The sequence below is a fragment of the Pseudomonas sp. TH43 genome (genome assembly GCF_016650635.1).
Taxonomy (GTDB): Bacteria; Pseudomonadota; Gammaproteobacteria; order Pseudomonadales; family Pseudomonadaceae; genus Aquipseudomonas.
In genome coordinates this window covers 1,411,447-1,434,329 of sequence record NZ_JAEKFI010000003.1, presented here as the reverse complement: position 1 = coordinate 1,434,329, position 22,883 = coordinate 1,411,447, and the positions used below count along the sequence as shown (strand labels likewise).

General features: G+C 59.3%; 18 protein-coding genes and 1 other RNA gene. 9 read left to right on the top strand and 10 right to left on the bottom strand.

What is annotated here, in order from left to right; all coding sequences use genetic code 11:
* Window positions 1-157 precede the first annotated feature (157 nt).
* Complete coding sequence (locus JFT81_RS16110; protein ID WP_201228056.1) at window positions 158-1,174, bottom strand: AraC family transcriptional regulator; 1,017 nt, start codon at window positions 1,172-1,174, stop codon at window positions 158-160.
* Between the two features lie 210 nt (window positions 1,175-1,384).
* Here JFT81_RS16110 and JFT81_RS16105 point away from each other — a divergent pair, with 210 nt between their 5' ends.
* The 6 genes from JFT81_RS16105 to JFT81_RS16080 all read left to right on the top strand — a co-directional run bounded on the left by JFT81_RS16105 (window position 1,385) and on the right by JFT81_RS16080 (window position 11,199).
* Window positions 1,385-2,980 carry an FAD-binding oxidoreductase gene (locus JFT81_RS16105; RefSeq protein ID WP_201228055.1) on the top strand — a complete coding sequence of 532 codons (1,596 nt, stop codon included), beginning with the start codon at window positions 1,385-1,387 and terminating at the stop codon, window positions 2,978-2,980.
* Between the two features lie 5 nt (window positions 2,981-2,985).
* A complete protein-coding gene (locus JFT81_RS16100) occupies window positions 2,986-4,581 on the top strand; it encodes a glycerol-3-phosphate dehydrogenase/oxidase (protein ID WP_201228054.1) in 1,596 nt (531 codons plus the stop codon).
* Window positions 4,582-4,601: 20 nt separating this feature from the next.
* Window positions 4,602-6,170 (top strand): FGGY-family carbohydrate kinase, encoded by a 1,569-nt coding sequence (locus JFT81_RS16095; RefSeq protein WP_201228053.1) that lies wholly within the window; start codon window positions 4,602-4,604, stop codon window positions 6,168-6,170.
* Between the two features lie 229 nt (window positions 6,171-6,399).
* Entirely contained in the window at window positions 6,400-7,689 is a 1,290-nt protein-coding gene (locus JFT81_RS16090; protein ID WP_201228052.1) for a phospholipase, read from the top strand.
* Between the two features lie 45 nt (window positions 7,690-7,734).
* The gene (locus tag JFT81_RS16085; protein ID WP_201228051.1) at window positions 7,735-9,693 is read left to right on the top strand and encodes a DUF1302 domain-containing protein; all 1,959 of its coding nucleotides are present in this window, start codon (window positions 7,735-7,737) and stop codon (window positions 9,691-9,693) included.
* Window positions 9,694-9,825: 132 nt separating this feature from the next.
* Window positions 9,826-11,199, top strand: coding sequence for a DUF1329 domain-containing protein (locus tag JFT81_RS16080; protein ID WP_201228050.1), 1,374 nt, complete (start codon window positions 9,826-9,828; stop codon window positions 11,197-11,199).
* A 174-nt stretch (window positions 11,200-11,373) separates the two neighbouring features.
* Here the strand turns inward: JFT81_RS16080 and JFT81_RS16075 are convergent, their stop codons facing one another.
* The gene (locus JFT81_RS16075) at window positions 11,374-13,293 is read right to left on the bottom strand and encodes a methyl-accepting chemotaxis protein (RefSeq protein ID WP_201228049.1); all 1,920 of its coding nucleotides are present in this window, start codon (window positions 13,291-13,293) and stop codon (window positions 11,374-11,376) included.
* Between the two features lie 255 nt (window positions 13,294-13,548).
* Between JFT81_RS16075 and JFT81_RS16070 the strand changes: the two genes are divergently transcribed.
* Window positions 13,549-14,220, top strand: a complete 672-nt coding sequence (locus JFT81_RS16070; protein WP_201228048.1) for a histidine phosphatase family protein — start codon at window positions 13,549-13,551, stop codon at window positions 14,218-14,220.
* Window positions 14,217-15,047 (top strand): phosphatase PAP2 family protein, encoded by an 831-nt coding sequence (locus JFT81_RS16065; RefSeq protein ID WP_201228047.1) that lies wholly within the window; start codon window positions 14,217-14,219, stop codon window positions 15,045-15,047. The genes JFT81_RS16070 and JFT81_RS16065 overlap by 4 nt, the downstream gene beginning before the upstream one ends.
* Before the next feature lie 127 nt (window positions 15,048-15,174).
* Here JFT81_RS16065 and JFT81_RS16060 read toward each other — a convergent pair whose 3' ends face one another.
* Together JFT81_RS16060 and rimJ are read right to left on the bottom strand one after the other, a co-directional pair.
* Entirely contained in the window at window positions 15,175-16,614 is a 1,440-nt protein-coding gene (locus tag JFT81_RS16060; protein ID WP_242485609.1) for a glycosyltransferase family 39 protein, read from the bottom strand.
* Between the two features lie 69 nt (window positions 16,615-16,683).
* Window positions 16,684-17,271, bottom strand: a complete 588-nt coding sequence (rimJ, locus tag JFT81_RS16055; RefSeq protein ID WP_201228045.1) for a ribosomal protein S5-alanine N-acetyltransferase — start codon at window positions 17,269-17,271, stop codon at window positions 16,684-16,686.
* Between the two features lie 230 nt (window positions 17,272-17,501).
* Here rimJ and JFT81_RS16050 point away from each other — a divergent pair, with 230 nt between their 5' ends.
* Window positions 17,502-18,080, top strand: a complete 579-nt coding sequence (locus tag JFT81_RS16050; RefSeq protein ID WP_201228044.1) for a GNAT family N-acetyltransferase — start codon at window positions 17,502-17,504, stop codon at window positions 18,078-18,080.
* An 82-nt stretch (window positions 18,081-18,162) separates the two neighbouring features.
* Here the strand turns inward: JFT81_RS16050 and JFT81_RS16045 are convergent, their stop codons facing one another.
* From JFT81_RS16045 to JFT81_RS16020, 6 genes are all read right to left on the bottom strand, one after another.
* On the bottom strand, window positions 18,163-19,569 hold the full coding sequence (locus tag JFT81_RS16045; protein ID WP_201228043.1) for a DUF2252 domain-containing protein: 1,407 nt from the start codon (window positions 19,567-19,569) through the stop codon (window positions 18,163-18,165).
* An 85-nt stretch (window positions 19,570-19,654) separates the two neighbouring features.
* Window positions 19,655-20,581 (bottom strand): hypothetical protein, encoded by a 927-nt coding sequence (locus tag JFT81_RS16040; protein WP_201228042.1) that lies wholly within the window; start codon window positions 20,579-20,581, stop codon window positions 19,655-19,657.
* Window positions 20,582-20,681: 100 nt separating this feature from the next.
* Window positions 20,682-21,227, bottom strand: coding sequence for an SH3 domain-containing protein (locus JFT81_RS16035; protein ID WP_242485627.1), 546 nt, complete (start codon window positions 21,225-21,227; stop codon window positions 20,682-20,684).
* 269 nt (window positions 21,228-21,496) lie between these two features.
* Window positions 21,497-21,893, bottom strand: a transfer-messenger RNA (tmRNA) gene (gene ssrA / locus JFT81_RS16030).
* A 97-nt stretch (window positions 21,894-21,990) separates the two neighbouring features.
* A complete protein-coding gene (locus tag JFT81_RS16025) occupies window positions 21,991-22,266 on the bottom strand; it encodes a hypothetical protein (protein WP_201200441.1) in 276 nt (91 codons plus the stop codon).
* A gap of 207 nt (window positions 22,267-22,473) precedes the next feature.
* Entirely contained in the window at window positions 22,474-22,755 is a 282-nt protein-coding gene (locus tag JFT81_RS16020) for a hypothetical protein (RefSeq protein WP_201228040.1), read from the bottom strand.
* Between the last annotated feature and the right edge of the window lie 128 nt (window positions 22,756-22,883).

Sequence of the window (22,883 nt, the reverse complement as noted above, 5' to 3'; positions counted from 1 at the left end):
GTGGGCGCAAAGCTTCAGCGAGCGCAGATTTCGCGGACGGCACAACCTCTGTAGGCGCAAAGCTTGCTCGCGAACGCGCTGGTTCAGTCAACACAAGTGTTGAATGCCGTACCGCATTCGCGAGCAAGCTTTGCTCCTACTGACGCCGCCAATGCAATCACCCGCGATGCGTCTGCCGAAACTCCCCCGGCGGCATGCCGCGTCGGCTCTTGAACGTGCGATGAAAGGAGCGCGGTTCGGTAAACCCCAGGTACTGGGCAATGTCCTGAATCGGCAGCGTACTGTTGAGCAGATAATGCTCAGCCAGCTCCTGACGCAAATCATCCAGAATCTGCTGATAAGACGTTCCCGCCTGATGCAACTGCCGCTGCAACGTACGCACGGAAACAGCGAGATGCTCGGCCACCTGCTCTTTGCGCGGTAAACCTTCTTTGAGCAACTGGCGCAGAATGTTTTTCACCTGCTGCTCCAGCGACGCATCCTCCAGCGTCGCCATCAACCCCAACGCATGTTCTTCCAGGGTGCGCAGCAATTGCGCGTCGGCCTGGCGCAACGGCAACTGCAGATACGGCAGCGGCACAATCAGCGCCGAATACGCCTGATCGAACAACACCGGGCAATCGAAGAACGCCTCGTACTGTGCTGGCGTGGCTTCGGCCGGGCACGAATGTTCCAGCCAGACCGCGGCCGGCGACATCTGCGTATCGGCAATCCAGCGCGCATAGTGCAGCCACGAACCCAGCACGTTTTCCACCAGGTGCCGACGGATCCGTGGGCGCTGATAACGGCAGGTCCAGATCAAATGCACGTGGCCATCCAGCACCTCGGCGCGACTCACGCCCATGTCGCCGACCAGTTTCTCGAAGGGCATGATCCGGCTCATGGCATCGCCCAGCGTCGCGCAGTTCATGGTGATGTAACCGAGCACGCTCCACGAGTTGGGCAGGACAAAGTTCGCCGCGTTGAGCCCGAACAGCGGATCGCCCGAGTGTTCGCAGAAATAATCGAGGAGCTTTTCATGGGCCTCACCCGGCAAGCGCAGGGTGTTGTCGCTCAACTGCTGCGCCTGTAAACCAGCCGCCGCCAATGCCGGCTCGATGGCCATGCCCAATTGCTCGGCATGGCGCAGATATTTAAGCAGCGGCGGAACAGACGTGAAGCCGAGCGATTGCATGATCGAATTCCCTTGATCAAAGCGTGCATGAGCGGATGAATGCCCTGAAAGGTAATTTGAAACCACGACTAAAGTAAATGGCTGACGCTTGCGCGACGTTTGACTCAATTGGCTACACGAACTGGCCGGATGCGACCGTGACACTTTTCGGCCGCTGGCTAGTATGGGGACCTGAAATATCGCTGATAAGAACCGAAAAAGGACACACGCATGCGACGCTGGAATGGCTGGGGAGATGCAAACACGGTGGTCGAACTGCCGGCCCAAGGCGCGGAGTTTCTCCATGAGCGGCTGGGCGTGGGGCGAGCGCTGCCCGATGCCACGCTTGAAGCGGCATTGGTCCGCGTACCGGCCTCGCGATTGCAGGCTCATACGCTGTACAGCGTCGATGGCCATGACCGGTTACTGCATGCCCGGGGCCAGAGCCTGCCGGACTGGCTGGCGTTGCGCGAAGGTGCGCTGGGCAACTATCCCGATGCCGTGGCGTTTCCCGAGACTGGCGAGCAGATTCGCCTGTTGCTGGCGCTCGCCCATGAACAGGATTTGTGCCTGATCCCCTATGGCGGCGGCACGTCGGTGGCCGGCCACATCAACCCGACGAATTCCGTGCGGCCGGTGGTGACGGTGTCGCTGGCGCGGATGAACCGGTTAATCGACCTCGACGAGCAGAGCCTGCTGGCAACCTTCGGCCCTGGCGCCACCGGGCCGCAGGTGGAAAGCCAACTGCGCGCCCGTGGCTACACCCTCGGGCATTTTCCGCAATCGTGGGAGCTGTCGACCTTGGGCGGTTGGGTCGCCAGTCGTTCCAGTGGCCAGCAGTCGTTGCGCTATGGGCGCATCGAACAATTGTTCGCTGGCGGAACGCTGGAAACCTTCGCCGGGCCTCTGCAAATTCCGACCTTTCCTGCCTCGGCGGCAGGCCCGGATTTGCGCGAAGTGGTACTGGGCTGCGAAGGTCGATTCGGGATCATTTCCGAAGTCAAAGTGCGGGTCAGCGCACTGCCCGCTGATGAACGCTTCTACGGGGTATTCCTGCCGAGCTGGACCAAAGCGCTGCAAGCGATCCGCCAACTCGCTCAGGCGCGCGTGCCGCTGTCGATGCTGCGCCTGTCCAACGCGGTGGAAACCGAAACACAATTGGCGTTGGCCGGTCATCCGCAGCAAATCGCCTGGCTGGAAAAATACCTGAGCCTGCGCGGGGCAGGCGCGGGCAAGTGCCTGCTGACCTTCGGCGTGACCGGCAATCGTCGGCAAAACGCGCTGTCGCTGAGCCAGGCCCGTCAGCATCTGAAAGCCTTCGGCGGCGTATTTACCGGGACCTTGCTCGGCAACAAATGGGCGCAGAACCGCTTTCGTTTTCCCTACCTGCGCGAAAACCTGTGGAACGCCGGTTACGTGGTCGACACGCTGGAAACAGCCACCGACTGGAGCAACGTCGACAATCTCCTCGGTCTCATCGAAAACAGTCTGCGTGACGCTTTGGCGGCGGAGGGCGAACGGGTGCATGTGTTCACCCACCTGTCCCACGTTTATGGCGAAGGATCGAGCATCTACACCACCTACGTGTTCCGTCCGGCGGCGGATTACCCGGCGACGCTGGCGCGCTGGAAAGCACTCAAGCACGCGGCCAGCCAGACCATCGTCGACAACCACGGCACCATCAGCCATCAGCACGGTGTCGGCAAGGATCACGCGCCGTATCTGCTACGCGAGAAAGGCGCATTGGCGATCGATGCCTTGCAAGCCTTGGGCAGACACTTCGATCCGGCCGGGCGCCTCAATCCCGGCACGCTGTTGCAGGAGTGAAGGCCATGAGTCAGGACTGGAACGCCGCATGGCGCCAGCAGACTTTGCCGACGCTGGCGGAGGAAACCTGGGATCTGATCGTGATCGGCGGCGGCATCAGTGGCGCCGGAATCCTGCGTGAAGCCGCGCGTCGTGGCTGGCGCTGTCTGCTGCTGGAGCAGCGTGATTTTGCCTGGGGCACTTCCAGCCGATCATCGAAAATGGTTCATGGCGGCTTGCGCTACATCGCCAAAGGGCAATGGCGCCTGACCCGCGATTCAGTGCGCGAGCGTCAGCGCTTGCTCGACGAAGCGCCGGGGCTGGTTGAACCGATGAGTTTCATGATGCCGCACTATCGCGGCGGTTTTCCCGGGCCGCGGGTGTTGGGTGGTTTGTTAAGCGTTTACGACGCCTTGGCCGGACGGCGCAGTCATCGTTTTCATGATGCGCAGCAACTGCGTTATCTGGCGCCCGGCGTGAAAGAAAACGACTTGCTCGGCGGTACCTGTTTTGCCGATGCGCTGACCGATGATGCGCGGTTAGTGGTGCGTGTGTTGGGCGAGGCGCGCGCGGATGGCGCTGTCGTGGTCAACGGCGTTCGCGTCGAACATTTGCTGCGTGAAAGCGGGCGAGTGTGTGGCGTTCAGGTCGAAGATTGCGAGGCCGGCGCGACTCTGCAGTTTCGCTGCGGGGTACTCGCTGTGGCCACTGGCGCCTGGGCTGAGCGTTTGCGGCCAACCGAGGCTCCAAGGCAATTGCGCCCGTTGCGTGGCAGTCATTTATTGCTGCCGGGTTGGCGTTTGCCAGTGGCGCAGGCCTTCACTTTTCTGCATGAGCGCGACCGGCGTCCGGTGTTCGTTTTTCCGTGGGAAGGCGCGACCGTGGTCGGCACCACCGATCTCGATCATCGCGAGGATCTGGATCAGAGCGCGAGCATCAGCGGCGAAGAACTCGACTATCTGCTAGCGGCCTGCACACAACAATTCCCCGGCGCTGAAGTCACGGCCAATGACGTGCTGTCGACCTGGTCCGGCGTGCGCCCGGTGGTCGGCGGTGCGACGGGTGATCATCAAGACAAACCATCGAACGAAACCCGCGAGCACGTGCTGTGGCAGGAGCCCGGTTGCGTAACATTGGCCGGCGGCAAACTGACCACGTTTCGCCCGCAAGCCATCGAAGTGCTCAAGGCTTGCGCAGCGATGCTCGGGCGGCCCTTCGTCGATGACGCTGCGCCAGTGTTTGCCGCTGTGCCTGCGCTGCCGATTCCAGAATTGAGCCGTCAGCAGTGGCGACGATTGGCCGGTCGGCATGGCCGAAACCTGCCGAGGCTGGCGCAATTGATCAAAGACGTCGGTCACGAAACGGTCGGGGCTACGGACACGTTGTGGGCGGAATTGGCCTTCGCCTGCGACGCGGAAATGGTCTTGCACCTCGACGATCTGCTGCTGCGCCGCACGCGTCTGGGTCTGCTGTTGCCGCGTGGCGGCGAAGACTGTTTCGCCGCCATCCGCCAGCTCTGCCAGCCACGACTAGGCTGGAGCGACGAACACTGGCAGCAGGAAATACAGCGTTATCGGGCGTTGTGGCAACGCCATCACGGTTTGCCGGATGCCACGCCTTGATGCCCCCTGAAGAGAGCTCCATGGATAACCACCCGAACAAGCGTTACCTGCTGGCCATCGACAACGGCACCCAGAGCGTGCGCGCGCTGCTCTTCGATTTGCAGGGCAATCTGCTGGGCAAAGGCAAGGTCGAATTGCAGGCGTATTACTCGACGCAACCGGGTTGGGCCGAGCAGGATCCGGAGTATTACTGGTCGAAATTGGGCGAGGCGTGTCAGCAGGTCTGGCAGCAAACCGGCATTGATCGCACGCAGATTGCCGGTGTGTCGCTGACTACCCAGCGCGGCACGGTGATCAATGTCGATGCCGAGGGCAAACCGATGCGCCCGGCGATCCTCTGGCTGGATCAACGTCAGAGCGAAGTCCAAGGCGGGATCAAGGGACCGTGGGGCTGGTTGTTCAAACTGGTCGGCGCGCAGGGCACCGTGGATTACTTTCGTGCCCAGGCTGAGGCCAACTGGATCGCTCGCCATCAGCCAGACGTGTGGGCGGCGACGGACAAGTTTTTGCTGCTCTCGGGGTTTCTCACGCATCGACTGTGCGGACGCTTTGTCGACTCGGTGGGTTGCTGCGTTGGCTACTTGCCGTTCGACTTCAAACGCCTGAAATGGGCCGCGCCGAGTGACTGGAAATGGCAGGCCCTGGCGGTGCGCCCCGAGCAATTGCCGACGTTGTACAAGCCCGGTGAAACCCTTGGCTACATCACCGCTGAGGCCTGCCGTCACACCGGGATTCCGGAAGGGCTGCCGCTGATTGCGGCAGGCGCGGACAAGGCCTGCGAAGTGCTCGGTTCCGGCGTGGTCGACGCCGATACGGTGTGCCTGTCCTACGGCACCACAGCGACGATCACCAGCACCCGCTCGCGCTATCTGGAAATCGTCCCGCTGATTCCGCCCTACCCCTCGGCGGTGCCGGATCAGTACAACTGCGAGGTGATGATTTATCGCGGTTACTGGATGGTCAGCTGGTTCAAGAACGAATTCGGCTTGCGCGAGATGCAGCAGGCGAAAGAGCAGGGCATCGAGCCCGAGCAGCTCTTTGATGCGCTGGTCAACGCGGTGCCACCGGGTTCGATGGGGCTGATGTTGCAACCCTATTGGTCGCCGGGGATTCGCGAGCCGGGTGTCGAAGCGAAAGGCGCCATGATCGGTTTCGGCGATGTGCACACCCGTGCGCACATCTACCGGGCGATTCTTGAAGGGTTGGCCTATGCGCTGCGTCAGGGCATGGAGAATATCGAGAGGCGCTCGAAGATCTCGATCAAGCGTCTGCGGGTGGCTGGAGGCGGGTCGCAGAGTGATGCGGCGATGCAGCTCACGGCCAATATTTTCGGCCTGCCAGCGGAGCGTCCGCATGTGTATGAAGCGTCCGGCCTGGGCGCAGCGATCTGCTGCGCAGTGGGGCTCGGATTGCACGCGGATTTCCCCAGTGCAATCGCAGCCATGACCCGCGTCGGTGCGGTTTTCACCCCGCAACCTGAAGCGCAGAAAATCTACGAGCAACTGTACAAAGAGGTCTACCTGCGCATGTACCGCCAACTCAAACCGTTGTACCAAAGCATCCGTAAAATCACCGGCTACCCCGCCTGAAAATCCTCAAAAATCCCCCTGTAGGAGCTGCCGAAGGCTGCGATCTTTTGATCTTGTTTTTTCAGATCAACGTTAAAAGATCGCAGCCTTCGGCAGGCTTCTACAGAAACCGTATTGCGATTTGAATTGGCGCCATCGGAGAGCTTTTCTGGTGAGATCGGACAGTGTCAGCAGCGGGGTCGGTTGTTAGGCTCAACCCTCACAGCACATCCAATAAGAACGAAAAGCAATGAAGCTGACATTCCTCCTGCTGCTGCTTTGTGCAACAGCCCCGAGCGCCTGGGGCTGGTCGAACCATACGGTGGGCAGCTATCTGGCGTTGCAGGATCTGCCGGTGTTGCGCGATGCGCCGCCCATCGAAGTCGAGCCGCTGGAATCCTTTCTGGTGGAGCAGTACGAGGCGGTCAGCGCGTTGCTCGAGGAACAGGAAAGCTTCGCCCGCGAGCACTTCGGCCAATACCCGCCACGCCCCGACAGCCTGAAATTACCGGCCACGCCGAGTGACAATCTGCGCCACGATTTCCTCAGCGCATTGCGCATCAATCCCGAGATCCATCTGGCGATGGTCATTCAGCCATTGCCCGGCAAAGACCTGCCCGAACGCGCGCATCTGCAAGCCGATCAAGTCATGGTCGAACAGACCCTTTCACCGTGGAATCGCCAACGTTTCATCGTTGTCGCCGAGCACGAAAAAGTCGCACCACTGGCCGTGCTGGCCAGCGCCGCCGACGAACCCGATTACGGCCACGACATCAACCTGTTCAGCGACAACCCGGGTGAAGTCGGCGCGCGCTATGGCTTCGGCCCGCAACCCTTCGGTGATGCAAGGTTTCAATACAGCTCACAGGCGCCGTTCCACATGGGCTTTTTCCATGAAAGCGCGGTGGTCTACGCCGCTGCCGGATTTCTCGAACGCAGTTGGCCGGACTGGCGCGCGTATCAATACATGGGGTTGGCCCGACTGGCGTTTGCCAGTGGCCATCCGTACTGGGGCTACCGTTTTCTCGGCTGGGGCCTGCACCACATTCAGGATCTGACCCAGCCTTATCACGCCAAGCCATTGCCCGGCGTCGATCTTGCCAGTCTTTTGCTGTTGGAAGGCAAAGCCATCGCCGGTTTCGCTGAGGATAAGCAGGCCTCCATCGAACGCGTCGCCACCCGGCACATGGAGGTGGAGAAGTACCAATCGACCTGGCTGCGCCGTTTGCTGCGTGCCGGTCAGCCGCATCCGATGCTCGACGCTTACGCCGACGTTGCCCGAGACGAAACGTATCCACCGTACTCCGTCGACTACCTGCGCGAAGTGGTCAGCGCCGAGTCTGTCGATGCTTCCGCCGCCTTCGACGAGGCCATCGGTCAGTGGCTGGAAACGACTCCGGCGACCAGTGATTTCAGCGGCGGTAATCGACTGCATCGTGAAGATTTCGACCACCCGGTACTCAACCAACAGTTGTTCAGATTGCTCGGTCATTTCGGCTCGCACAGCCGGATTTATGTCAGTGCGGGATTGGTCCCTTAACGATCGCGACGCGACACGAAAAACAACAAAAACAAGGAGGATCAGATGATCAGTACTCGATTGCGCCGGTCTGGCGCGGCGCTTCCCGGTGTCGGTTTGGCAGGGTTGCTGCAACTGTGCGCAGTCGATAGCGCGCAGGCTGTGGAGTTCAGCCTGATGGACAAGCAGGTCACCGGTTCCCTCGACACGACCTTATCGTACGGGCGCCTGTGGCGGGTGCAGGGTCGCGACAAGACTAACGATGACGTCAACACCAACGACGGCAATCGCAACTTCGACACCGGGCTGGTTTCCGAGGTGTACAAGATCACGTCCGAGCTTGAGGCCAACTATCAGAACTATGGTTTGTTCATGCGCGGCACCGCGTTTTACGACACCCAGTTGATGGACAAGCGCAACGACTACTACGACAACAACAACCCGTCGCAACCCAGCCAGAGTTACCCGCAGGACAACCACTTCACCAGCCAGACCCGCGACATCGCCGGCAGCCGCATCGAGATGCTCGACGCCTACGTGCATGGCAGTTGGGACGTTGCGCAGATGCCGGTCACCGCGCGGGTCGGCCGCCAGGTTTTCAACTGGGGCGAGGGGATTTTCTATCGCGGCGGGATCAACACCACCAACCCGGTGGACGCTGCCAAGTACCGCTTGCCCGGCGCCGAGGTCAAGGAAGTGCTGGTGCCGGTGGAGGCGCTGAGCTTCAACATCGGCCTGACCGACAGCCTGACCATGGAGAGTTTCTACCAGACCAACTGGAAGGAAACCCGCATCGATCCGGTCGGCACCTTCTACTCGCAAACTGACCTGTTCGCTGACGGAGGCAACACCGGTTACAACGACTTCAGCGGCACCGCGCTCGATACGCCGGTGCCCGGTTTTGGCAATGTCATCGGCTTGTACAGCGCGTTGGGCAATAACCCGTTGCTGAGCCAGGCCCTGCAAACCACCGGACTGTACGCCAACGGCGTGACCCCGGCGTATGGCAATACCCTCAAAGTGGCCTCGGTCGGCAAGGACTACAACGCGCGCAACGACGGCCAGTTCGGCTTTGCCTTTCGCTATATCGCCGAGCAACTCAACAGCACCGAGTTCGGCTTGTACATGGTCAATTACCACGCCAAGGAGCCGACCATTGCCGCTGACCTTGGCGGGTACAAAGGCATCGACATGGATGCCCTGACCAACCTGTTGTCCGGTGTCGCCGGCAGTCAGGCCGGGGCACTCGCCAACGGTCTGGCCACCGCTGATGTCATGGGAAACATCCAGGCGCATCGACGTTACGCCGAAGACATTCGCATGTACGGTTTCAGCTTCAACACCACGCTGGGTACGGCATCGGTGTTCGGCGAAATCGCTTATCGACCGAACCTGCCGATTGGCGTCGCGGCCACCAACGATTTGATCGGCGACCTGGCCAACGGTGCCGCCGTGGCGGTGACGGGCAAGTCGATCAATGTCGGCGGGCAGATGGTCAACCTCAACAGTGAGATCAACAACGCCGAGCGTGTGGAAGCCTTCAACACTTCGTTGGGCACTATCTACAACTTCGGTCCGACGGCCTCGTTCGACTCGCTGTTCGGCATCTTCGAACTGGCCTCCGAGCACCTGCGCGGCAGCAGCCTGCAATACACCGCTTATGACGGCAGCACCCGTTACTACGCCGGCACCGGTAATTATTCCTATGTGTCGGGCGGTGATCGTGACGATCAGGTCAACCGTGATTCCTACAGCTACACGGCAATGCTCAACGGCACGTGGAACGACGTGTACGCCGGGGTCAACGTCTCGCCTTATGTCGTCTACAAGGACGACTTCAAAGGCAACAGCTATCAGGCCGGCAACACCATCGAGGGTCGCAAGGCTTACACGCTGGGAATCAAGGCCAACTACCAGAACAAGCTCGAAGCCGAACTGCAATACACCGAGTTCTACGGCGGCGGACAGAACAACGGCATCCGCGACCGCGACAACGTCGGGTTCAACCTCAAGTATTTCCTGTGAATTCCAACTCATTCCCCCTGTGGGAGCGAGCCTGCTCGCGAAAAGGCCAGCACATTCAACATTGATGTCGACTGACACACCGCTTTCGCGAGCAGGCTCGCTCCCACAGGTTTTTGTATTTTGGAGAAGATCATGTTTCACACTTCACGACTGACAAGAACATCGTTGGCGCTCGTGCTGGGTCTGGCCGCAGGCACCGCCCTTGCCGCCATCACCCCACAGCAAGCCGAACAACTGAAAACCACCCTGACCCCCATGGGCGCCGAGCGTGCCGGCAACGCGGCGGGCACCATTCCCGCGTGGACTGGCGGCATCACCCAGGCGCCGGCCGGCTACAAACCCGGCCAGCATCACCCCGATCCGTATGCGGCGGACAAACCGCTGTTCACCATCACCAAGGCTAACCTCGATCAGTACAAGGCCCATCTCAGCCCGGGCCAGATCGCGATGTTCAACAGCTACCCCGACACCTTTCAGATGCCGATCTATCCTTCCCGTCGATCAGGTTCGGCACCGCAATGGCTGTACGACAACACTCTGAAAAATGCCACCTCGGCCAAGCTGCTCGAGGGCGGCAGCGGTTTCTCCGATGCCTATGGCGGCGTGCCGTTCCCGGTACCGAAGGACGGCATTGAAGTGTTGTGGAACCACATTACCCGCTATCGCGGTATCTACGTGGTGCGCCGCGCTTCCGAAGCGCCGGTCCAGCGCAACGGCAGCTTTGCCCTGGTGACCTCGCAGCAGGAGGCACTCTTCAACTATTACCGTCCCGGCGGCCAGTTCGCCGACCTGAAAAACATCCTGTTTTACTACCTCGCTTTTGTGAAAAGTCCGGCGCGGCTGGCCGGTGGTGCAGCGTTGGTGCATGAGATGCTCGATCAACTGAAAGACCCGCGCCAGGCTTGGGTCTACGACGCCGGCCAACGCCGCGTGCGCCGCGCACCGAACCTCGCCTATGACACGCCGATTGCATCATCCGATGGCCTGCGCACGGCCGACGACACCGACCTGTTCAACGGCTCGCCGGATCGCTATGAGTGGAAGCTCAAGGGCAAACAGGAAATCTACATTCCGTACAACAACTACAAAGTCGGCAGCCCCGACGTGAAATACGCGCAACTGCTCACGCCGGGCCACCTCAATCCGCAATTCACGCGTTATGAACTGCACCGGGTGTGGGTGGTTGAAGGCAACCTGAAACCGGGCGCGCGACACATCTATTCCAAGCGCGTGCTGTTTCTCGATGAAGACAGCTGGGGCGCGGCGCTGGTCGATCAATACGACGGGCGAGGGGAGTTGTGGCGCGTGTCGATGGCCTACCTGAAAAACTTCTACGACCTGCCAACGACGTGGAGTGCGCTGGACGTTTTCCATGACTTGCAGGCCCGCCGTTACTACGTGCAGAACCTCGATAACGAAGAAGCGGAGACCGTGGATTTTGCGCAACCGGTGCCGGAAGATGCGTATTTTATGCCGTCGGCATTGCGTCAGCGTGGCACGCGATAGAAAGGGGCGGGCAGTTTCGAGGCATGACCAGAATTCAGTGTGCTAGTCATGACGCAATCGCGGGCAAGCCCGCTCCCACAGGTATCGAGTCGGACACAAACTCTGTGAACGACCGAAAACCTGTGGGAGCGGGCTTGCCCGCGATTGGATCCAGGCTATGACTCTGACTGAAGGTCAAACGCGGAAGTGGCTGACCATCTGCTGCAACTGACCACCCAAACGCGCCAGCTCAACGCTGGACGCTGCGGTCTCATCACTGGCCGCCGCTGTCTGCTCGGACACGTCACGCACGTTGATGATGCTGCGGCTGATCTCTTCAGCCACTGCACTTTGCTGTTCAGCCGCCGCAGCGATCTGTTGGTTCATCGACTGGATGTTCGACACCGTGCGGGTGATGCTTTCCAGCGACAGGCCAGCCTTGCGGGTCAGGGCGACGCTGCTGTCAGTCAGCGCGCGGCTGTTGCTCATCACTGCCGAGACTTGCTGGGTGCCATTCTGCAAACCGGCGACCAGACCTTCGATTTCTTCGGTGGACTTCTGTGTGCGCTGGGCCAGGCCACGGACTTCGTCGGCGACCACGGCAAAACCACGGCCGGCTTCACCGGCACGCGCCGCCTCGATTGCAGCGTTGAGCGCGAGCAGGTTGGTCTGTTCAGCCACGGCTTTGATCACGTCCATGACGCTGCCGATCTTGTCGCTTTCCTGTTGCAGCACGCTCATGGCTTCGGTGGAACGCACCACTTCGCTGGCCAGACGTTCGATCTGGGCGATGGCTTCGTTGACCACTTTGTCGCCTTCACGGGCTTCGCCGTCAGCAGCGGCAGCCGCTTGCGAGGCCTCTTCGGCGTTGCGCGCGACTTCCTGCACGGTGGCAGTCATCTCGTGCATCGCGGTGGCGACCTGATCGGTCTCGACTTTCTGGCTGTTCACACCGGCGCTGGTCTGCTCGGTGACGGCCGAGAGTTCTTCAGCGGCGCTGGCGATCTGGGTGACGCCATCGCGGATGCCGCTGATCAAGTCGCGCAGGGTCACGCCCATGCGCGCGATGCCTTGTTGCAGCACACCCAGTTCGTCACGGCGGGTGACGGTGACGTTCTGGGTCAGGTCGCCGCTGGCGATACGCTCGACCACGGCCAGGGTGTCTTGCAGCGGACGGGTGATCTGACGGGTGATGATCACGGCGGCAATCACGCCAACCAGCAGGGCCAGCAGGGTGCTGATCAACTGGAAGGTGCGCGCCTGGGCGCTTTCGATGTCGCGACGGTCGAGCTGAATCTGATACAGCTGCTCGCTCAGGGCGACGATGGTGGTGCCTTGATCAGTCATTTCCTTGCGGGCCTGTACGGCTTCGCTGTTGGCGTTTTTAAACGCCATCAAGGCGCTGCGGTAATTGACCAGCGCGGTTTCCAGCTGACGCAAGGCGTCTTGCTGGCTGTCGGCAAAATGCACCTGCAATTGCTTGAGGCTGGCGATCGCCACGTCCAGTTGGCCGACGGCTTTTTGTTCGGTTTCGGCGTTGCTGGAGGCGGTGTAGCCGCGTACTTCGTAGCGCGCGAGGATGAACGCTTCCTTGGCCGTGGTGATGGCCTGGAACTGTTCGAAACGCTGCTCGCTCATGGCCATTTGCTGGACGCGGTTGCTGATCGATTCGATCAGGTTGTAAGCGGTCTCGGCGTTGGTGCTCATGGTGTCGCGGGCGCTGCTGCCGGTGCGGTAGGCATTGCGCATTTTGTTCAGCGACGTCTGGTATTCAGCGATGGTTGCTGCCTGTTCCTTGAGCAGTTTGACGTTTTCCGGGCTCTTGAAACTGTTGATCAGCTTCTGTTGTTGCGCGGCGAAACCTTCAAGGGTGGTCTGCACGTTCTGCGCGGCGGTTTCATCGCCATTGGTCAGCATGTATTGCAGGCGCACCACACGCAGTTTGGTCAGACCGGCGTTGAGCTGGGTGATGTCGCTCATCCAGTTGCTGCGGTCGATCAGACCGCCGAGGCTGGTCCAGCCAGTCAGGGCCAGCACGCAGGTCAGGGCCAGCACGAGGCCGAAGCCCAGGCCCAGTTTCATGTTCACGCTGATGTTGCCGAACCAGCTATTCATCACAATTCCTCCAGAAACATAGGGTTTCTTGATCGTCAGTTAGGCTGGAAGATTGTTGTTTTTTTCGAGCCAGCAAGGGTGTTAGCAGGTGTTTATCGGCCGCAAATGCTAGAGCTGAAAGGTTTTTGTCGGACAGAATTTGTAACAGACGATCCCAAGACTTTTTTCACATGGGTTTCACCCGCTGCCCACGCGAGCCTCTGTAGTTTCGTCGCATCGAATGACAAGTGATGCTGGCTGGCGAGGCGGTTTTTTGTGGAATTGAGACTGAGTCTGTTCGGCGTCAAACGCTCGATCGATCTGAGCGGTTTGGCGCGTTTTCGCAACACCTGGGTGGTGTTGGCCGCGTCGGTGTTAGTGATTCCGCTGACGTTGTGGCTGCTCGCCCCGGCAGCGGTGCCAGACCTGGCCCACGGCAACGTGGCTGGCGCGCAGGCGTTGGCGGCGGGTTGGGCCAAGGGCGACATGATCGTGCTGGTGCGCCATGTCGAGCGTTGCGACCACTCCAAAGCGGCGTGCCTGAGTGGCAATGACGGCATCACGGATCGCTCACGCAGTGTCGCGGTTGCCGTCGGCGCGCAGTTCGAGCAACTCGGGCTGAGCAACGCCGACATCTATAACAGCCCGATGGTGCGCACCGTGCAGACCGCCGGTTACATGTTCAACCGCGCTGCCAGCGGCGAAGACTGGTTGATCAGTTGCAAGGGCCGCATGTTGCAGGACGCGCTCGCGCACAAGGTGCCGGGCCGCAATCTGATTCTGGTGACCCACAGCGAATGCATGGGGCAAATTGAAAAAGACCTGAAAGTCCCGGCGTCCGATCCCGGTTATGGGTCTTCGCTGTTTGTCTCCGCTGCCAGCCCGGCGGCCCCCAAAATGCTCGGCTTTATTGAAGCCTCCGACTGGCGCACGGTAACGACTCAATGAATTCACGTTTTTACGCTTACAACTTCGGCATCCCGCTGATCTGCGCGGCGCTGGTGTTTTTCATGTTCGACATGACTCACATCGACATCGCTTTCAGTAATCTGCTGTTTGACCCGCTGACCCACACGTTCCCGCTCGACAAGATTCATTTCTTCGAAAAGCTCACCCACAAATGGGCCCGGATCATTCCGAACTGGACGGCGGAAATCGCTCTGATCGGGGCGATGCTGTCGGTGGTCTGGCCGTTGGTCAATCCGCAGAAGCGTCCGCGGCTTGGGGCATTTCTACAGCGCTGCAAAGTCGCTCCGCTGCTGCGCTTTACCGCCGATCACCGTAGGGATTTTCTGTTTGTGGTGGTGGCTTTCGCGGTGTGCACCGGCGTGATCCACTTTCTCAAAGCGCACACCAGCGTTTATTGCCCGATCGAGACCACGTTATACGGCGGCAAAATGGCTCATATCGAGTGGTACAACAATTTCCAGTTGTTCCATGAGGCGGGTGAGGGGCGTTGCTGGCCGGGTGGGCATGCGTCGGGTGGCTTCACCATGCTCGCGTTGTACTTTGTTGCGCGGCGCTATCAGTGGCGGTTTTCCAGTGCCATTTTGTGGGGCTCGTTGTTGCTGGGTTTCGTTTACGGCACGACGCGGGTTCTGCAAGGGTGGCACTACATGTCCCACACATTCTGGGCAGGGATTTTTGTCTGGCTGGCGTGTTTGCTGACGGCGCTGGCGTTTTATGGCCGGGCGCGGCTGCAGAGGCCGGTGTTGCACAAGCATCAACAGCGAGTGCCTGCCAGCATCCTGGCAACTCCCTTGAGCAACGAATAACCCTGTGGCGAGGGGATTTATCCCCGATGGACTGTGCAGCGGTCCTTTCTTTTGAATCAAAAGAGAGGGCCGCTACGCGCCCCATCGGGGATAAATCCCCTCGCCACAGGTAGGTTTCGGACAGGCGTCAGTCGCTGACGAAGTAGTACGCCTGCCGTCCGACCATCATGGTTTTCAGCACTTTCAGTGGCGCGGCGGGTTCAGTGTCCGCCGAGATCACCGCCACGTTCGTTGATGCAGCGCTGAGGAAGTCCTGCAACTGCGCCTCTGTATCCAGTCCCTTCAGCACACTCTGCGTATAGAACACGCTGGCGCCACCGACCCGCTCGTTTGCCTGAAACAGCGCGACTTGATGACCGTCGGCTTGCAGCGATTGGATGTGGTCAGTCAATGGCAGGAACGATAGATGCTTATCGGCGTTTGGCAGTGCCCACTGTGCGGCGCCCAGATAGCCAGCAATCACCACCGTCAGTACGGTTGCCGCCAGCGCCTGACGATGACGAGCGATTCTGCCTGGAAAAGAGTTGGCCGATTCGTACGTTTTCAACTTCTCGAGCAACACCCACGCATATTCAGCGGCGATCACCGCTGCCGCTGGTGTCATCGACATCAGGTACACCGTGCGCTTGCTCGACGCCAGGGTCAGCATGATGAACTGCGCAATTATCCACAGGCTGAAAAACAGTAGATAACGATTGGCCTTCAGTTCTTTACGGAAATGCCACAGCCCCAGGTACACCAGAATGTTCCACGGCAGAAACGCTTCCGGCAGCTTGGCGAGGTAGTAATAGAACGGCTCATAGTGTCCGGCTTCGACGAACGATCCGCTGAAGCGTCCGACGCTGTTGGTCAGTAACACTTCTTTGACCGCTTGCGCGCCGCCATGCTGATAAAGCACGGCAAGCCAGATCAGCAACGGGATCAGCCCGACGGCCGTCAATAAACCAGGGCGCAGCCAGGCGCCGATCTTCAGGCGTTTGTCCAGCAGGTTATCGGCCAGCAGGTAAGCAAAAATCACCACACCCGGCATCGCCAGCCCGAGCACGCCTTTACTCAAGGTTGCGATGGCGATCCCGATGACAAATAGCAGCGAATTGCCGACACTCGATGCTCTTTGCGCCTGAAAAAAAGCCAACAATGCCGCTGTCACGCCGAGCGCCAGCAGCGCATCCTCGCCGACCCCGCGCACGTTGCTCCAGTAACTGGCCATGGTTGCCAGCAGCATCCCCGCCGTCCATGCGACGATTTTTGGCCGCCCGAAACGTCGCAACATGCCGTACAGCAGCATCACGCTCAGTAATCCGGCCACCGCCGAAGCCAATCGCACCGCCCAAGGCGAAACACCGAACACGCGCATGGCGCCGGCGTCGAGCCACAAACTCAGCGGTGGTTTTTCCAGAAACGGTTCGCCGAACAGGCGCGGCGTCACCCAGTCATTGTCCAGGTGCATCTCCATGGCGATCCCGGCGACGCGGGCCTCGGTGGAGCCTTGTAATTGATGGTTACCCAGCGCAAAGAAAAACAGCAGGGCGGCAAGCAGAAACAGCGAAGTGACGGCACGCGACATGGCTTTCAGGCAACCGAAAGGGGCGGGAGGCCTGAGCATACTGCGCCAATGCTTAACAAATTGTGAAACTCACGCCAACCGTCGCGACCAGCGCTTGTCGGGTGTTTCGAACGTTGAGTTGACCAATGCCGTCAGCACATGATCCTGCCAGCGCCCGGCGATGTTCAGATACGCCTTGGCGTAGCCTTCACGCTCGAAACCCAAGCGCTCCAGCAGTCGCGCACTGCGGTCGTTACCGGGAATGTAATTGGCCATGATTCGGTGCAGGTTCTGGCTGTCGAACATGTAATCGATGCCCGCTTTCAGGGCTTCTTGCATCAAGCCTTGGCCCTGATGGCCCTCATCGATGTGATAACCCAGATAACACGCCTGAAATGCCCCGCGAATAATCCCGCTGAAATTACACGCGCCGATCATCTGCTGGCCGTCCGGAGTGAGCAGGGCGAAATGCATCGCCAGTCCGGCCTCGAAGGCGCTGGCCTGGATGTCCAGGCGTCGGCGGATTTGCTCAGTGGAAAAGTAGTCGGTGGTGCGGATTGGTGACCACGGTGCAAGGTGGCGCAGGTTACGCCGGTAGAAATCGCTTTCCAGTTCGGCCTGATCCGGGGCGAGTATGTCGAGCGTCAGGCGCTCGCAGGATAGGGTCAACAGCGACATCGGACGCTCCGGTCAGTGGTATCAAAGGACAGAATTGCCCGCTGCGGCAGAAAATACAAACCGCTCTATAAATTCTGGCCACTCATTGCACATTCAGATAACGATGATGCTTTGTAGGAGTTGCCGAAGGCTGCGATCTTTTGATCCTGCTTTTAATTGAAAGAGCAACGTCAAAGGATCGCAGCCTGCGGCAGCTCCTGCATTGGCGGTGTAATGTCAGGGAGAGGGTGATGGAGTTTGCGTTTACCGTCGGCACTGAGTCGCTGACATTGAGGTCTCCGGATCCGGCATTGTGCAAAGCGTTCCAGCAAGCGCTGAACGTCAGCTATCCACAGCACGCGGAGTTCCTCGCCTGGGCCCGACCGCACACCACCGAGGTGCAGGCGCTGGAATCTTTGCTACAGGCCCGTGACGACTTCAGCAGTGAAACCGCTGAGCGCCGGTTGTTCATCATCAGTGCCGACGGGCAAGCCATCATTGGCTGCATCGGCCTGAAACCGCGCCAGCGTGATCGCTTTGTTGTCGGCTACTGGGCCAACACGGAGCATTCCGGCAATGGCTACATGCGCGCCGCTCTTGCGCGTTTGGTGAGAAGTTTGCCTGACTCAAGGTTTTACCTGACCACTTCGTCGGCCAATACGCGCAGCCAACGCTTGGCTCAATCGGCGGGATTTGCGCTGATCAGAATTCATCCACAGGCCCGCCATTCTTCACGCCACGGCGTGCAGGACACTTATGTGTATCGCTTCGACGGCAAACGGCAGGCAAAAAAAAGCCCGCAGGAGCGCGGGCGAACCGTAGTTTCTTGAATGAGCGAGTGGACTGTACAGGTTTGAATGTGAAGGGGCAGTGAAGAAAAATTCATCTCGTTCACGACCGCTCCCGCCCTGCCTAAGGCGTGTGATCCGCGGCAAAATCAGCCTCTGATCGCGCCTGCAACCGTCCTTTACGGCAGGCCATCTGGAAGCGCTCAAAGTCGCGCTCATTCTGCGCGGTGTAATGTTGCGCGTACTTCAAAACGGCATCGGCCAGCGCATCGCCCTTGCCGATGTAACCGCTGATTTGCGCGGCGAGGCCGGAGGCTTTGGCATGCGCGCGGGCCAGTGCGCGACCGCAAATGCGTCCATAGGCGGCAAACGTTTCAGCATCGAAGGTTTCCAGTTCGGCGGAGATTTTCATATCGCGTAATTGCCGCACGTAAAAGAACCGCCCGCTGGGCCCGGTGGTCCAGCCGAGAAACAGGTCGCTGGCCGCTTGCATCAAACGCTGGCCCTCGACCACACGCTGCCCCTCATGGCGCACCCGCGACTTGGCTTTGACGTAATCCGCCAGCACCGAGCGCCGCGCCTCCTTGAATTGCAGGAACAGCGGAAACGCTTGATCGTCGGTTAGCAGCGCCACCAGGCAACGCGTGCCGACACTGCCGACACCGACCACTTTGAACGCCAGATCCTGAACGTGAAACCGTGACAGCAATTCACGCCGGTCAGGTTGCAGCGTGGCTCGATAGTCACGCATGAACGTGTCATACAGCGGTCGCCAGTCCGACAACCGCAGCCAGTCATCCTCGGCGTCGAGCAGCGTGGTGTTTTTGTGCAGATGGAAAATTTCCGGCAAGTCATCACGAATAATCAGACGTCCATGGGCATCGCGCTCACTGATTTTCGGTAGCAATTGGGCATGGGTGCGCCGCTCGGCCTTGGCGATCGCACGCTCCACATGCTCAAGGGTGCTTTTGCGTGCCTGCTGGAGCAGATCGTTGTAGCTGATGGACTCGTACCAGTTCTCCAGCGAACTTTGCTCGGCACACTCGAGCAAGGTCGTCTGGTAGGCGCCGACCACGTCGCGGCACACGGTCTCCTCAACCGATTCGCCGTGGCGCAAGTCACGCGCGGCCACCACGAAACTCGCGGCAAGGCGTTTCAGATCCCATTCCCACGGCCCGGGATGCGCTTCATCGAAATCGTTGACGCTGAACAGCAGATTGCGTTCGGGCGTGGCAAAACCACCGAAATTCATCAAATGACAATCGCCACAGATCGGCAACGTCAGCCCCATGTTTGGCGTACTCGACAGATCATGAGCATGCAATAACGCATTGCCGCGAAAGAACGTGAACGGCGAAACCAGCATGCGCCCGTACCGCAATTCGACCAGCGAGGCGACGCGGCCCTGGCTGGATGCCTTGATCAGCGGAATCGGGTCGCGGTTCATCTTGCCCGTACTCGCCTGAGAGCTGCGCGAACAATTCTTGCGGGCGTCCTTGCCTTGTTGCATGCGATCTTGAAGGCTGGTCATGGGGGCTCGTTCTGACGGGGGCGGCGCTGTGAGTGTAGAAGCGCTTCTGCGGTTTATCCGTCTGTCTGCAACGAGCGGTTGCCGTTCAATACTCCGTGACCTTGTCCTCACGCAAAATCCACCCGGCCTCGCCAGCCATCAATTTGTACTGAACCTGCCGCATCTTTCCCGTCCGGCCCGCATTGGCACCCGCGCTGTCATACACCGGGAAGCGTCGCACCAGCCTGTTCTCGACTACCGCAAACGCGTCCTCCCCCTGATACCCCTCGGCCGTTTTCGGATTGTCGCTGACCGGGGGCAGATAGATTTCGCTGAGGGATTTTTTGTTGTTGGCCGAATAGGCGACCAACCCTCCCGGCATACCGCGACCTGGCGCGCGCGTAGCGATGTAGATCTCGGGTGAGCCGTCATTGTTGAGGTCGGCAACTTCGGCACGGACGATGTTGCCCGTGAGTGGCTGGGTCAGCAGCGAATTGTCGATTTCCAACCCCTTGGGCTCGATGCGCAAAGTGGGTTTGCCATCGACCCGATCCTCTTTCAGGTGAAAGTTGATGCCCTGCAACGCCAGGTTCTGCTCGAATGGCGAGTTGTTATCCGCTGCGTCGCCGTTGGAGAGGATCAGGGTGATCCCGTAGTTCGCGACTTCATTACGCCGTGCAGCATTGCGCATGAGATAAACCTGCACCGTGTACTCACCGTCGGCGGGCAACGAGCCGATGAAGTGATTGCCCTTGACCGAGCCGTTGAACAGCGCGGAGTCAGAACCCCTGGCGGCGATATTGAAATAGGCGGAGGTGTTGGAGGGCTTGAAGTCCACCGTCAGCACCTGCCCGGCCTTGGCGTTGAGTTTGTACTCTGCGGTTTTATAGCCCTTGATCGACTGTTTGAACTGCACGCTGCCATAACCGCTTTTGTAATTGACCTGCTGAATCCTCGGCGGAATGTCGGCGGTGGCTGCGTGGGCCGAAAGAGAAACGAGGGCAGCCAGTATGGCGCCGAGCCAGATGTTCATGAGCGTCCTTCGGGTAAATGGTGGCGGGGAGAATGATCACCAGAGTTGGGTGCATGGGCTTTGCAGCTTTTCCCACGGATCACAAAGTTCGGTTGTTGGATCACACGCCGTAGCGTTTGTTACCTCCAGAAGTGATGCAATACCGACCACCACGCGGGCCGATACACACGTTTCCTGACGAGCATGAACAAGATGAACCGTAACTGGGTGATGCCTGCCGATACTGTTTGGGCGGGGAGGCGAGCGGTGCAGATGGTGCTTTGGAGACCGTAAAACAGGTGGCCCCCGTGCATAACTTGCTGGACGACAACCACCTTGCGGGCTGTCCGTCAGCGCTTACGCGAACCCATTCATTTTGCCGTTCATATATTTGAACCTGAGTTCCCCGTTTCAGGCTGGAGACGACTTTACCAGCGGGTCGGTCGCGTTGATTGAGCTTGTCTGCGTTTACGTATTGATCGCTAACGGGCTGGGGTGCCGGCGCCTCGGGATTACTCACGAGCGGAGCCGGTGTCGATATCAGATTCTGAGAGGGCGTCACGACGGCAGCAGGCTTGGTCGCTGTAGGCGTTTTCTCGCCGAACAGCCAGAAAATGCCCACCAGTATGATGAGGGGAACCAGCCACGGCTGAGATTTCTTGCGCATATCCATTGCTCTCCAGTGATGGCACCACAGCCATTGCCTGTCTTCAAGGTAGGCGATTCTCGCCCACCTCGCCTGATGCTTATTCATTGGACAGCGCTATGCATCATCGTCCTGGGCACAGAGGTTTTGGCTTGCGTGATGTTCATTGGGTCGGCCGCCGGAAGCGGTTAGCAGAGCTGGGCGCCTGACGGCGAGAGGGTGTAACCGGCATTTTTTGCCGAATTTCAGGTACAAAAAAAGACGTCCTTGGACGTCTTTTTTTGTTGAGTTGGTGGAGCCGGGGGGATTTGAACCCCCGTCCGCCAGTACTCCGCTGTCGGTACTACATGCGTAGCCGTTTCTATTAAGTTAACCCTCAGCGACCCGAAGGGCAGGGTGCTTTGGGCGAGTTGTGTAAGTTTTAGCCGATTCGTCCACAACGTACTGCACGGCGATTCTGTTCTATATGACAATCACTTTGGGTTTACAGACATCCCCTGGTGATTGCTGGACCCGAAGGTACCAGAAGCTCAGGGCTAAGGCTGCTTACGCAGCGAGAGCGAATTCCTGGCCGTAGTTTTCGTCATTGGCAACTATAAGTAGTTGCAACAGTGGATTTACGACTTCTGTTACCAAGTCGGCATGCACCTAAAGTTTCGCAACCGGCGTCGAATCCTAAACGGCCCCGAACTCATTGCTCAGTACATCTGTTTGAGCAACAAGCCTGCGCAGTGTACGTCAAACCGTGGTGGAAGGCCAACCCGAAGGTTGGCTTCCTGGTGTGTCAGTTGCGTGTTGGATTGCGGATCTGCATTTTTGTGATCAGGCCATTGGTGACTTCAACGCATTCCTTGTCGTTCCCGGAAGCCTGTGCCGACTGTGCTTTTTCCTGAGCCTCTTTGACGTTGTTCATCGAGGTTTCCGGAATGGAAGGCTGGCTGGTCACAAAGTCTTTAATGGTTTGAAGATTCCCGGCACACAGGTCTTTGTCTGCCGCAAACACCGGCGACGCCAGAAGTGCACCAGCGATGAACAATCCAGCAATTGCAGAATGCTTCATGGGTATCTCCTTGAACGATGGGGGCTCGGTGCTGCCGGACGGTCTGGCGGCGATGCCGAGGTCATGACAGGCCACGTTAGTGTAGTGCCTGTTTAATCGACCGCCACGGCACGCAGGAATTCGGTTTTTTTTACATTTGGTAAGAAAAGGCCATCGCACCAAATCCCAGGCCGATGACGCTGAACCCAAGGTTGGTCAGCCCATGCATCATTTTTTGGTGTCACCAGTGGTTTTCTGGATTTCCAGAATGGTTTGCTGGGTTTCCGCCAGGCAGTCGTCGATCTTGCCTTGAGCTTTGAGGGCCTGGGCTTTACTCACGCTGGCCGAGACGCGTGCATTCAGTTCAGGCGACGATTGGTATTGCGCCTTGGCGTTGTTGATCGTCTGCAAATTCGCTTCGCAGAGGCTGGTTGGCTTGTCAGCGGCAAACGAAGTGGAAGCCATCATCGAGGCAGTGACGAACAGGCCTAACAGTACAGAACGCTTCATGAGTATCTCCTTGCACTGAGGAATCCACACTTCGCTGACCATGAGGGCCGGTCACCGAAAGAAGGAACGGCCCCGAGTGTTCGGGGCCTGTTCTGTGGACTGCGGCCTTGCTCAAGGGTTCTACTTTT

Bases quoted from the DNA above. Each gene is read 5' to 3' on its own strand.
- JFT81_RS16110 (WP_201228056.1), bottom strand. From the start codon at position 1,174: ATGCAATCGCTCGGCTTCACGTCTGTTCCGCCGCTGCTTAAATATCTG.
- JFT81_RS16105 (WP_201228055.1), top strand. From the start codon at position 1,385: ATGCGACGCTGGAATGGCTGGGGAGATGCAAACACGGTGGTCGAACTG.
- JFT81_RS16100 (WP_201228054.1), top strand. From the start codon at position 2,986: ATGAGTCAGGACTGGAACGCCGCATGGCGCCAGCAGACTTTGCCGACG.
- JFT81_RS16095 (WP_201228053.1), top strand. From the start codon at position 4,602: ATGGATAACCACCCGAACAAGCGTTACCTGCTGGCCATCGACAACGGC.
- JFT81_RS16090 (WP_201228052.1), top strand. From the start codon at position 6,400: ATGAAGCTGACATTCCTCCTGCTGCTGCTTTGTGCAACAGCCCCGAGC.
- JFT81_RS16085 (WP_201228051.1), top strand. From the start codon at position 7,735: ATGATCAGTACTCGATTGCGCCGGTCTGGCGCGGCGCTTCCCGGTGTC.
- JFT81_RS16080 (WP_201228050.1), top strand. From the start codon at position 9,826: ATGTTTCACACTTCACGACTGACAAGAACATCGTTGGCGCTCGTGCTG.
- JFT81_RS16075 (WP_201228049.1), bottom strand. From the start codon at position 13,293: ATGAATAGCTGGTTCGGCAACATCAGCGTGAACATGAAACTGGGCCTG.
- JFT81_RS16065 (WP_201228047.1), top strand. From the start codon at position 14,217: ATGAATTCACGTTTTTACGCTTACAACTTCGGCATCCCGCTGATCTGC.
- JFT81_RS16060 (WP_242485609.1), bottom strand. From the start codon at position 16,614: ATGTCGCGTGCCGTCACTTCGCTGTTTCTGCTTGCCGCCCTGCTGTTT.
- rimJ (WP_201228045.1), bottom strand. From the start codon at position 17,271: ATGTCGCTGTTGACCCTATCCTGCGAGCGCCTGACGCTCGACATACTC.
- JFT81_RS16050 (WP_201228044.1), top strand. From the start codon at position 17,502: ATGGAGTTTGCGTTTACCGTCGGCACTGAGTCGCTGACATTGAGGTCT.
- JFT81_RS16045 (WP_201228043.1), bottom strand. From the start codon at position 19,569: ATGACCAGCCTTCAAGATCGCATGCAACAAGGCAAGGACGCCCGCAAG.
- JFT81_RS16040 (WP_201228042.1), bottom strand. From the start codon at position 20,581: ATGAACATCTGGCTCGGCGCCATACTGGCTGCCCTCGTTTCTCTTTCG.
- JFT81_RS16035 (WP_242485627.1), bottom strand. From the start codon at position 21,227: ATGCGCAAGAAATCTCAGCCGTGGCTGGTTCCCCTCATCATACTGGTG.
- JFT81_RS16025 (WP_201200441.1), bottom strand. From the start codon at position 22,266: ATGAAGCATTCTGCAATTGCTGGATTGTTCATCGCTGGTGCACTTCTG.
- JFT81_RS16020 (WP_201228040.1), bottom strand. From the start codon at position 22,755: ATGAAGCGTTCTGTACTGTTAGGCCTGTTCGTCACTGCCTCGATGATG.